This window comes from Citrobacter sp. MGH100, assembly GCF_001034465.1.
GTDB classification, from domain to species: Bacteria; Pseudomonadota; Gammaproteobacteria; order Enterobacterales; family Enterobacteriaceae; genus Citrobacter; species Citrobacter youngae.
On sequence record NZ_KQ089802.1, the window covers coordinates 317,411 to 328,409 of the forward strand.

General features: G+C 53.5%; 10 protein-coding genes. 4 read left to right on the forward strand and 6 right to left on the reverse strand.

The window, feature by feature from the left end; all coding sequences use genetic code 11:
- Positions 1–72: 72 nt before the first annotated feature.
- The 5 genes from selB to SK32_RS19355 all read right to left on the reverse strand — a co-directional run bounded on the left by selB (position 73) and on the right by SK32_RS19355 (position 5,612).
- A complete protein-coding gene (selB, locus tag SK32_RS19335; RefSeq protein WP_048213691.1) occupies positions 73–1,917 on the reverse strand; it encodes a selenocysteine-specific translation elongation factor in 1,845 nt (614 codons plus the stop codon).
- A complete protein-coding gene (gene selA, locus SK32_RS19340) occupies positions 1,914–3,305 on the reverse strand; it encodes an L-seryl-tRNA(Sec) selenium transferase (RefSeq protein WP_048213692.1) in 1,392 nt (463 codons plus the stop codon). The genes selB and selA overlap by 4 nt, the downstream gene beginning before the upstream one ends.
- Before the next feature lie 98 nt (positions 3,306–3,403).
- Entirely contained in the window at positions 3,404–4,012 is a 609-nt protein-coding gene (locus tag SK32_RS19345; RefSeq protein ID WP_048213693.1) for a glutathione S-transferase, read from the reverse strand.
- Positions 4,013–4,110: 98 nt separating this feature from the next.
- A complete protein-coding gene (locus tag SK32_RS19350) occupies positions 4,111–5,247 on the reverse strand; it encodes an HlyD family secretion protein (RefSeq protein WP_048213694.1) in 1,137 nt (378 codons plus the stop codon).
- A 2-nt stretch (positions 5,248–5,249) separates the two neighbouring features.
- Positions 5,250–5,612 (reverse strand): DUF3302 domain-containing protein, encoded by a 363-nt coding sequence (locus SK32_RS19355; RefSeq protein WP_048213695.1) that lies wholly within the window; start codon positions 5,610–5,612, stop codon positions 5,250–5,252.
- Positions 5,613–6,145: 533 nt separating this feature from the next.
- On the opposite strand from SK32_RS19355, the gene mtlA reads away from it, so the two are divergent.
- The 3 genes from mtlA to mtlR all read left to right on the forward strand — a co-directional run bounded on the left by mtlA (position 6,146) and on the right by mtlR (position 9,923).
- Positions 6,146–8,059 (forward strand): PTS mannitol transporter subunit IICBA, encoded by a 1,914-nt coding sequence (mtlA, locus tag SK32_RS19360; protein WP_048213696.1) that lies wholly within the window; start codon positions 6,146–6,148, stop codon positions 8,057–8,059.
- Between the two features lie 128 nt (positions 8,060–8,187).
- On the forward strand, positions 8,188–9,336 hold the full coding sequence (gene mtlD / locus SK32_RS19365; protein WP_048213697.1) for a mannitol-1-phosphate 5-dehydrogenase: 1,149 nt from the start codon (positions 8,188–8,190) through the stop codon (positions 9,334–9,336).
- Positions 9,333–9,923 carry a mannitol operon repressor MtlR gene (mtlR, locus tag SK32_RS19370; RefSeq protein ID WP_048213698.1) on the forward strand — a complete coding sequence of 197 codons (591 nt, stop codon included), beginning with the start codon at positions 9,333–9,335 and terminating at the stop codon, positions 9,921–9,923. Before mtlD ends, mtlR begins: the two co-directional genes overlap by 4 nt.
- A gap of 12 nt (positions 9,924–9,935) precedes the next feature.
- On the opposite strand, the gene SK32_RS19375 is transcribed toward mtlR, so the two are convergent.
- Positions 9,936–10,142 carry a hypothetical protein gene (locus SK32_RS19375; protein WP_048213699.1) on the reverse strand — a complete coding sequence of 69 codons (207 nt, stop codon included), beginning with the start codon at positions 10,140–10,142 and terminating at the stop codon, positions 9,936–9,938.
- 292 nt (positions 10,143–10,434) lie between these two features.
- On the opposite strand from SK32_RS19375, the gene SK32_RS19380 reads away from it, so the two are divergent.
- Entirely contained in the window at positions 10,435–10,797 is a 363-nt protein-coding gene (locus SK32_RS19380) for a YibL family ribosome-associated protein (RefSeq protein ID WP_048213700.1), read from the forward strand.
- Positions 10,798–10,999 lie beyond the last annotated feature (202 nt).

Below are 10,999 nucleotides of genomic sequence, written 5' to 3' on the forward strand. Positions count from 1 at the left end.
TAATCTAATGTGCTTATTTCAATCAATATCTATTTTGTATTAATTCATTTAATTTTTGAATTAATTGTTTCATTACTTTTCGGGAAACAGTAATGCATCGCGTAATAAATGATCATTTCCCCGACGACGCGTAAAACCAATACGGTCAAAATATTCCAGAATCTGAATAGCCAATTTACGCCCGACGTTAAGCCTGTCGCGGAAATCGGCAGCGCAGGTCGATCCTCTCTCCTGATCCAGTTCGCGGATCAGATTGGCAAAGGCCACAATCCGATCATTACGGTAATAACGATCTTTGACGATCGCCGTAATAATGCCCTGCTGCGCCGCCTGCCGTAGCGCCAGACGCATCGCCTGCTCGTCCGTAGCCGTGGTTTTCGCCAGATCCCGCACCCACCACGGCTCATCACCAAACAGAGGTTCTACTTTTTGCCAGATAGCACGCTGCTCATCGCTAAAACCGGCCTTATGATCCGGCAAATGTAGCCAGCCATGATGGCTATCAATAGCGCCGCTATCGCGCATCTTTTCAATCAGCAGCAGGACCAGCGCTTCATCTTCCATCGGCAGGGCCATACGACGCAGGCGTTCACGTCCAGGTCCCGGCTCATCACGGTGCTGTTCATGGTAGGTCGCCAGCGTATCCAGAATCTTACGCTGCCAGCGTGCAGCAACGGGCGCATTCAACAGACTATACCCGGCGCGAATAAATCCATGTTGCTCAATCAACGGACGCATGCCGTCGCCATTGAGCTGGCGTGCCCATGCGAAATCGGGAATATTCACCGCCCCGCGCGTCAGATGCAATGCCAGCGCTTCGCCGTCATTCTGCGCATTTTCCAGCGCCAACAGCCACTGTAAATACTCCGGCTTACGCTTCCCACGACGCGGTGGATTCAGCGTCACGACACGTGCGCCTGCCAGCGTCGTACGGGCAGAAATATCACGCAGCACCAGCCTGTCGTTATCAGCCAGCCACAGCGGCGTATCAAATACCAGCTCCGCCAGCGTCCCTTCGAGCAGTGAGATACGTCCGGTCACGTGGCTGGCCGCGTGGTGGATATGCAGCGGCTGCCACTGCATCAGCGGAGCCGAGTGTTCTAAAGAGACAATGACGCGTGAGAAGGCCTCTGGCGGCGCATCTGCAAGCAGCCAGTCACCACGGTTAATCTCTTCTTTTTGCGCATCACCGACAATGTTCAGCGCAATTCGCTGTCCGGCGTGAGCGTATTCGGTCGGCTGATTTTGCGCATGCAGGCTACGTACGCGCATCGGTTTGTTGACGCCCGTAAGCCACAACGCATCCCCGACGTTCACTTCTCCGCTGAGCGCCGTTCCCGTTACGACCAGACCTGCGCCTTTTACCGTGAAAGCGCGGTCAATCGCCAGGCGGAAGGTGTGATCGCGAGCCAGTTCACGCGGCGTCAACTGCAGCAAGTGGTCACGCAGCGCTTCGATACCACGGCCTTCACCGGCGGCAGTTACGAACAGTATCGCATCGGCAAAACCATAGTTACCCAGCGTGGTTTGCACCTCGGCACGTACTTCGTCAATGCGTGCTTCATCGACGCGATCGGCTTTTGTGAGCGCCACGGTAAGCTGTGGGTTGCCCGTCAGTTGCAGGATTTGCAAGTGTTCACGCGTTTGCGCCATCACGCCGTCATCACACGCCACTACCAGCAGCGCGTGGTCGATACCACCGACACCCGCCAGCATGTTGGACAGAAACTTTTCGTGACCAGGGACATCGATAAATCCCAGTACCCGCCCGTCCGGCTGCGGCCAGTAGGCATAGCCGAGGTCGATAGTCATGCCGCGCTTTTTTTCTTCCGGCAGCCGGTCGGCATTCACGCCGGTAATCGCCTGTAATAACGTTGTTTTTCCGTGGTCAACGTGTCCGGCGGTTGCAATAATCATTTCAGCATCATCTCCATAAACCGGGTCTCGTCTTCAAGGCAGCGCAGATCCAGCCACAAGCGGCCATCATAAATTCGCCCAATGACCGGCACGGGCAGCAAACGCCAGCGGGCGGCCAGCGCTTCGAGGCGGCTTCCACGCCCGTCATGGGGGGTAAAGGTTAATGCCGCGCTCGGCAGCCTATCAACTGGTAGCGAGCCGCTGCCAATCTGCGACAGGCAAGGCATGACAGTCAACGCAAACTCGGCACCATAATGTTCTGTCAGTTGTGCTTGTAATCGTAGCGCCTGCGCGTGGACAGCCTCTTTCGTGCGGGTGAGCTGGCGTAACGTCGGCAACTTCTCCGCCAGCGCTTCCGGGTGCAGGTAGAGCCGCAGCGTTGCTTCCAGCGCTGCCAGCGTCATTTTATCAGCCCGTAACGCGCGTTTCAGCGGATGGCTCTGTAAGCGGGCGATCATCTCTTTTTTACCGACGATAATCCCGGCCTGCGGCCCGCCCAACAGTTTGTCGCCAGAGAAACTCACCAGGCTCACACCTGCGGCAATGAGTTGCTGCGGCATCGGTTCCTGCGGCAAACCATACTGACTGAGATCAACCAGCGAGCCGCTACCCAGATCCGCCACTACCGGCACATCCAGTTCCTGACCAATGGCGGCCAGCTCAGCCTCATCAACCGAGCTGGTAAAGCCTTCAATGCTGTAATTACTGGTATGGACTTTCATCAGCAGACCGGTGTTTTCATTCACCGCCTGACGGTAATCTTTCGCATGGGTCCGGTTGGTGGTGCCAACCTCGCGCAGGATACATCCGGCCTGGCACATCACGTCGGGAATACGAAACGCGCCGCCAATTTCTACCAGCTCGCCGCGCGAAACGACCACCTCTTTGCCGTTGGCCGTGGCGGCCAGCATCAGCAGAACCGCAGCGGCATTATTATTGACAATACAGGCATCTTCCGCGCCGGTCAGGCGGCAGAGTAGATCCGCCAGCGCCCGATCCCGATGTCCACGTCCGGCATCATCCAGGTTGTATTCCAGCGTCACCGGCGTACGCATCGCCTGCACCACCGCAGCAATCGCCTCCTCAGCTTGTGATGCACGCCCAAGATTGGTATGCAGCACCGTTCCGGTCAGGTTAATCACCGGACGTAGCGCGCTTTGCGATTCTCGTTCCAGCCGGGCGCTGGCCTCTTGCGCCCAGTCTTCCCCCCATGCTGGAAGCGCCTGCGTGTCGCGAATCGCCTCTCTGGCTTCATCGAGCATATGACGCAGCAGATCCACCACGCGGGTATGACCGTGGGACTCACGTAAGACCTGGAAAGCGCTATCGCGCAGTAAACGATCGATAGCAGGAAGCTGGCTGTAGAGTGAACGCATGTCGGTTGTCATGAAAGGGCCTGGCTGTTGGTGGCCCTCTCCACCGTGGAGAGGGATATCGATATAGGAAGGATTGTACCGTGACTTTGCTCAGGCGGGTATTATCTGCATCAAGCCTTTGGCGGTTCCGTACGGGCAAAACTTTCGCGTTGAAAGAGTGTTTCCACCAGTTTGACCAGACGTGGACGGTCCACACACCAGCCAGGCGCAACCCGACGAAAATTGAGATAGCCCACGGCACAAGCAATCGCAATCGTTGCCAGATTAACCGTATCCGTTTTCAGCGTACCGTCCGCCAGATAACCTTCCAGCACATCCAGGCTGCGGGTAATTTTTTCGCGCTGGCGTAGCAATTCAGTTTCTGACTGCTGCGCAGCGGGGCGAGCCTGCTCGCGCACCGAGACTAAACCCGCATCCATAATACCGTCTGCCAGCGCTTCCAGTTGACGAACTTTGAGTGCCGCCAGCGGCTCACGCGGCAGCATTGCGGGTGCAATATCCAACAACTCTATATATTCAGCAATGATCGGAGAATCAAACCAGTACTCTCCCTTATCGGTGACCAGCGCGGGCACTTTTCCCAATGGATTGTATCGTGCCACGCCGCTATCCGCGTTATAGGGGAGTTCATTAACGAATTCGAAGGTGATGCCCTTTTCCAGCAACAGAATAGAAATTTTACGCACAAAAGGGCTGGTATAGCTGCCAATGAGTTTCATGCCGTGTCCTTTTTGCCAACAAAAAAGCGATGTCCAACGAATATCTGGACACCGCTTAGTATGGCTCAGGCCACGACAAATGGCAGGTGATGCTGGTCTCAATGATCCAAATAAAGATAATGCATCCAACTGGTCATACGCAGCAGCACTTTACGCATCACCGAAACGTGGGCGAAATGGTCGGAATAGACCGCCACCTGGGCATAGATACCGTCCGGTAGTGCATCCACATCTGCATTGGGAGCCAGTTCAATCGTGGCCAGCACGCCATCGGTACCCGGCACCACCGTCAGAGACTGCAATGCTCCCTGGGCCTGATAAGAACCGCCCGGTACAACCGGCAGAATGCTGGTGAGCTTGCCGGGGAATACCTGGCCTGGCAGCGCGTTGAAGACCACTTCCGCTTCATCACCCGGTTTAAGACGCAGCAACGAGTTCTGGCGGAATTGCGCCACGATTTGCCGTTTTTGTTCCGGAATAAACACCATCACCGGGCGCAGAGGCAGCGCGGCGGCGTAGGTTCCGGGCCGAATAAGCACCTGCGTAACATAGCCGTTGCTGGGGGCTCGGACGATAGTCTGCTCAAGATTGTATTTGGCTTCAGCGAGCTGAGCGCGCAGGGACGCAACCTGAGATTGCTCCCCGTTGACCATACTGTCTAACTGAGTCTGAATCTGCGTCTGTTCGGCGACGGAGCCTTTTACCAGCGCGTCCTGTGCCAGATAGTTCTGCCGGGCGTTGTCGATATCGCTTTCAGAGAAGGGATTAACCTTCGCCTGGCTGCCCTTCAAATAGCGTTGATAATCTTTATACAGACGATCGCGTTCAGCGGAAACGCGGGTAGTATTGGCGACGGCTTCAGAAAGTTGGGCTTTCAGATTGTCGATATTGTGCGTGGCGGTCACCAGATCGGCTTGCAGTCGGTCCACTCGCGCCTGATAACGCACGGGATCGAGTTTAAATAACACCTCGCCTTTTTTAATCAGTTGATTATTTTTATCTGTCACTTCACTCACTATTCCAGTGACCTGCGGGGTAACAGGTATTGAAATAACCGCCTTTTGCGCCGTAAAGGTATACGGGTGGTTATAGTTCATTAATAAGATGAGTCCCGCCACAATAAACACCCCACCTAATGCGGCTGTGGCAAGCGTCCATTGGTTTACCGGAATACGGAATATTTTAAAGATGGCCCAGGCAAATGCCACGTAAGTCAGGACAATCAACAAATCCATGATCAAATCTCCGGAAAGGTGGAGTTATCGTCTTTTTTCTCCCCAGCCAGCCTTTTTTCTAACTGGGTAATGCGCGCTGCCAGCGCGGCAATTTCAGGGTCTTGTTCCTTTCCGGTCGGCGTAATGTGTGACTGCATCCCCCAGCCTCGTTCTGGCTGATAGAGCATGGCCCAGATCCACAGGAACGGCCAGATAACGTGCAGCGTAAATAAGCTCACCCAACCTGCCGTATGGATGGCATCGGCATGGGGATGGTTGCGCTTCTTAGCCATGTTATAGGGAATATCATGGATGGCGATGATTCCGTAAAACAGAACCAGAAAAACGAAGATCAGCACACCTAACGCGAAATAGTTTAGAAACATACCCGCCTCGTATTCACGCTAATCAGAGCTTTCAATTGCAGGCAGCCGAAAGGAGTCATGGCTGGTAATTTGAACATAATTGCAGTTAGTCATTTCCGCCATACCACCAGGGTATAAATTTGCAGGTGAACGACTCGCGGGGTAGCAGCAAGAAATGGGAGATGAAACAGAATCCGCGTCAGATCACATCAGGAGAAATCCTGGCAAATATTTATTGCGAAGTAGATCACAAATACCCAACAAACAGCCAAAGCAAAAACGTGAACAACTTCACATTTAAGTGCCTTTTCCAGCCTATTTCCGCGTAATGATGTTTTTTTATACCGGTGTTTTGTGATCGAAATCACATTAAGTAATGCCGTAAACCCTATATTTACGTGACATTGATCACATTAAAAGTCATCAACTGGACAGTTGAACGATTCAGTGCCAGATTTCGCAGTATCTACAGGGTCCGGCTACCTCCTGCCGCTACATTAACAAACCTCGGGCTTTCAGCCTGCGCGATAGCAAACATAAGAAGGGGTGTTTTTATGTCATCCGATATTAAGATCAAGGTGCAAAGCTTTGGTCGATTCCTCAGCAACATGGTGATGCCAAATATCGGCGCGTTTATCGCGTGGGGTATTATCACCGCATTATTCATTCCGACAGGGTGGTTGCCGAACGAAACGCTGGCGAAGCTGGTCGGCCCGATGATCACCTATCTGCTGCCGCTGTTGATCGGTTATACCGGTGGTAAGCTGGTTGGCGGCGAACGCGGCGGCGTAGTGGGCGCGATTACCACCATGGGCGTGATCGTCGGTGCTGATATGCCGATGTTCCTCGGTGCGATGATCGCAGGTCCGCTGGGCGGCTGGGCTATCAAGCATTTCGACGGCTGGGTAGACGGTAAGATCAAGTCCGGTTTTGAGATGCTGGTGAATAACTTCTCCGCTGGCATCATCGGGATGATCCTCGCCATTCTGGCATTCCTTGGCATTGGCCCATTGGTTGAAGCACTGTCCAAAATCCTGGCGGCAGGCGTTAACTTCATGGTTGTCCATGACATGCTGCCGCTGGCGTCTATCTTCGTTGAACCGGCGAAAATCCTGTTCCTTAACAACGCCATCAACCACGGTATTTTCTCACCGCTGGGCATTCAGCAGTCCCATGAGATGGGTAAATCCATCTTCTTCCTGATTGAAGCTAACCCGGGTCCGGGTATGGGCGTTCTGCTGGCATACATGTTCTTCGGTCGCGGCAGCGCTAAGCAGTCTGCAGGCGGCGCGGCTATCATCCACTTCCTGGGTGGTATCCACGAAATTTACTTCCCGTACGTGCTGATGAACCCGCGTCTGATCCTGGCCGTTATCCTCGGCGGTATGACTGGCGTATTTACGCTGACTATCCTGAACGGTGGTCTGGTGTCTCCGGCCTCTCCGGGTTCTATCCTGGCCGTACTGGCAATGACGCCGAAGGGCGCTTACTTCGCCAACATCGCGGCAATTTGTGCGGCAATGGCGGTCTCCTTTGTGGTCTCGGCGATTCTGCTGAAAACCAGCAAAGTGAAAGAAGAAGATGACATTGAAGCCGCAACCCGTCGTATGAACGACATGAAAGCGGAATCCAAAGGCGCATCTCCGCTGGCAGCGGGCGACGTAACCAACGACCTGAGCCATGTGCGTAAAATCATCGTCGCCTGCGATGCCGGCATGGGTTCCAGTGCCATGGGTGCGGGCGTACTGCGTAAGAAAGTGCAGGATGCCGGTCTGTCTCAGATTTCCGTCACCAACAGCGCGATTAACAATCTGCCGCCGGATGTGGATCTGGTCATTACCCACCGTGACCTGACCGAACGCGCTATGCGCCAGGTTCCGCAGGCACAGCACATTTCGCTGACCAACTTCCTCGACAGCGGTCTGTACTCCAATCTGACCGAACGTCTGGTCGCTGCACAGCGCCACAACGTGAACGAAGAGAAAGTCCGCGACCACCTGAAAGACAGCTTTGAAGAGGGTGATACCCACCTGTTCAAACTGGGTGCGGAGAATATCTTCCTGGGCCGTAAAGCCACCAACAAAGAAGAAGCGATTCGCTTTGCCGGTGAGCAACTGGTGAAAGGCGGCTATGTTGAGCCAGAGTACGTCGAGGCGATGCTGGACCGCGAAAAACTGACCCCGACTTACCTCGGCGAGTCCATCGCTGTACCGCACGGTACGGTTGAAGCCAAAGACCGCGTGCTGAAAACCGGCGTGGTGTTCTGCCAGTATCCGGAAGGCGTACGCTTCGGCGAAGAAGAAGACGATATCGCCCGTCTGGTCATTGGTATCGCTGCACGTAACAACGAGCACATCCAGGTGATTACCAGCCTGACCAACGCGCTGGATGACGAATCCGTGATCGAACGTCTGGCTCATACCACCAGCGTGGATGAAGTTCTGGCGCTGCTGGCGGGTCGTAAGTAAACGTTATTGCCCGGTGGCGCTCACGCTTACCGGGCCTGCAAAATCCTCTCCCTTGTGGAGAGGGTTAGGTTGAGGGAAAAGCCTCACCCCAGCCCTCTTGGGTAAAAACATTAATGAAGGTTAATACTATGAAAGCATTACATTTTGGCGCAGGTAATATCGGTCGTGGCTTTATCGGCAAACTGCTGGCGGACGCGGGGATACAACTGACGTTCGCGGATGTAAATCAGGTCGTGCTCGATGCCCTGAATGCCCGTCATAGCTATCAGGTTCATGTGGTCGGTGAAAACGAGCAGGTTGATACCGTTTCCGGCGTCAACGCGGTGAGCAGCATCGGCGATGATGTCGTTGAACTGATTGCCCACGTAGATTTAGTCACCACCGCCGTTGGTCCGGTCGTGCTTGAGCGCATCGCACCTGCCATCGCTAAAGGGCTGGTTAAACGCAAGGCGCAGGGCATCGCGACTCCGCTGAATATCATCGCCTGTGAGAACATGGTGCGCGGCACGACCCAGCTGAAAGGCCACGTCATGAACGCGCTGGCAGATGAAGACAAAGCCTGGGTTGAAGAACACGTTGGTTTTGTCGATTCCGCCGTAGACCGCATCGTTCCCCCTTCCGCTTCTGCGACCAACGATCCGCTGGAAGTCACCGTCGAAACCTTCAGCGAGTGGATTGTCGACAAGACGCAATTCAAAGGCGAACTGCCAAACATCCCGGGAATGGAATTAACTGATAACCTGATGGCATTTGTCGAACGTAAACTCTTCACGCTGAACACCGGGCATGCTATAACCGCGTACCTCGGAAAATTGACCGGTCATCAGACCATCCGTGACGCGATTCTCGACGAGAAAATCCGCGCAGTGGTAAAAGGTGCGATGGAAGAGAGCGGCGCGGTACTGATCAAACGCTATGGCTTTGATGCGGCAAAACATGCAGCATATATTCAGAAAATCCTCGGTCGCTTTGAAAACCCGTATCTGAAAGATGACGTTGAGCGCGTTGGCCGTCAGCCACTGCGTAAACTGAGCGCGGGCGACCGTCTGATTAAACCGCTGCTGGGCACGCTGGAGTACGGCCTGCCGCACACGAATCTGGTTATCGGTATTGCGGCAGCAATGCACTATCGCAGCGAAGAAGATCCGCAGGCACAGGAACTGGCCGCGCTGATTGACGAAAAAGGTCCGCAGGCCGCGCTGGCGCAGGTTTCCGGTCTGGATGCCAATAGTGATGTGGTGGCGGAGGCGGTTAACGCATATAACGCGACCAAATGATTGAGAATGTGGCGCAGGTCTGCCTGCGCCCAAATGACAGATTGTCAGATATGCAGGCAATAATGGAACAAACGCAGGCCTTTGAAAATCGTGTGCTTGAGCGTCTGAATGCTGGCAAAACCGTACGCAGCTTCCTCATCACCGCCGTAGAACTGCTCACCGAGGCGGTGAATATCCTTGTGCTTCAGGTATTTCGCAAAGATGACTATGCGGTAAAATATGCCGTAGAACCGTTGCTCGACGGCGACGGTCCGCTGGGCGATCTTTCCGTTCGTCTCAAGCTCATCTACGGTCTGGGCGTACTCAGCCGCCCGGAGTATGAAGATGCGGAACTACTGATGGCGCTGCGGGAAGAGTTAAACCATGACGGCAATGAATACGCGTTCACCGACGATGAGATTCTTGGTCCGTTTGGCGAACTTCACTGCGTAGCAGCACTCCCGCCGCCACCGCAGTTTGATACCTCAGACTCAGGTCTGCACGCCATGCAAATCCAGCGCTACCAGCAAATGGTACGCTCCACGATGGTACTTTCCCTGACCGAGCTGATTTCTAAAATCAGCTTAAAAAAAGCCTTTCAAAAATAAGACCCTGCAGGCTTACTTCTCTTCCTGCTGCGGTCGATACAGTTGCCGATAGTACGCCAGACGTTGCAGATACAGCTGCGCGTTCTCCTGTGGTATTTCAGAAGGGACTACGTCGCGCGGCGGTGTTTTATTCAGATATTCGCGAAAAGCCTGGCTGGAAGCCATAAAATCGACCGTCTTATCAATCAGAACCGAAACGTTCTCACCTATTTTCGCCATAATCTTCCCTCCTCCATGTATTAACCGCGCTCAGCCTGTGCGGTTGCTCATTTAAGTTTAGGATCGGTTGGGCGATTATATTGAGGAAAACGTGCTTCGCTATAAACCCGCCAATAAAAAGCGCCATGGCCAATCTTATCGCTTAAAGTTCCTTATTAATCAAAAAAGTAGCATTAACATTAGCTTAATAATACTTGCGGCATTTGATTATTTATCTTCGATTAGTTGTGAATAATCCCGCTCTGCGCGCATACTATAGGATATTCATCCTATTTTTATCAGAAGCTATCCTATGAAAGAAGTCGAAAAAAACGAAATTAAACGCCTGAGCGATCGTCTTGACGCTATCCGCCACCAGCAGGCTGACCTGTCCCTGGTTGAAGCCGCCGACAAATATGCCGAGCTGGAGCAAGAGAAAGAAACTCTGGAAACTGAGATCGCACGACTGCGTGAAGTACACGGCCAGAAGCTGAGCAAAGAAGCACAAAAGCTCAGCAAACTCCCGTTCCGTCGTGCCATCACCAAAAAAGAACAGGCCGACATGGGCAAGCTGAAGAAGAGCGTGCGCGGCCTGATCGTCGTTCACCCGATGACCGAGCTTGGCCGTGAAATGGGCCTGAAAGAGATGACGGGCTTCGCGAAAAGCGAGTTCTAATCTGTCACCGGGCAACACTCGCTTGCCCGGTCCTTCGCTTCCCCTCGCAATTGGCCCTACCAATTTCAGTCAGATCCTACCAATACCTCACATTTCATTAAAATGTGCGTACAATACCGTTGCCAATAAATAACATTTGATTAACCATTCATTGTCATTACCCCTACACAACAATATTGGCAGGGCCACTTTTACACATAGT